The organism is Chromohalobacter sp. HP20-39 (assembly GCF_033052815.1).
GTDB lineage: Bacteria > Pseudomonadota > Gammaproteobacteria > Pseudomonadales > Halomonadaceae > Chromohalobacter.
This window is the reverse complement of record NZ_JAWHTP010000377.1, coordinates 1-325: the sequence shown is the minus strand read 5'-3', so window position 1 is coordinate 325 and position 325 is coordinate 1. Positions and strand designations below refer to the sequence as shown.

The following is a 325-nucleotide window of genomic DNA, read 5'->3' as shown; positions in this document are numbered from 1 at the left end:
CCAGATCAGCGCGCTGCATAAGTCCGTGCGCGGCTCCGATCCGGACGGGGCGCTGTACTGGTTCTGTCGCATGCTCGATGGTGGTGCCGACCCGCGCTACCTTGCCCGCCGCATCGTGCGCATGGCCTGGGAAGACATCGGCTTGGCCGATCCGCGAGCAGGGCGTATCACCTTGGATGCTGCCGAAACGTACGAGCGCCTCGGCTCACCGGAAGGGGAATTGGCGCTGGCCCAGGCGGTGATCTACCTGGCTATCGCCCCCAAGTCCAACGCCGGCTACAACGCTTACAACGCTGCGCGCGCGTTCGTCAGCCAGGACAAGTCG

At 65.8% G+C, this 325-nt stretch carries 1 pseudogene; it reads left to right on the top strand.

The window, feature by feature from the left end:
* Nucleotides 1–325: pseudogene (locus RVY79_RS18445) on the top strand (recombination factor protein RarA); the annotation flags it as partial.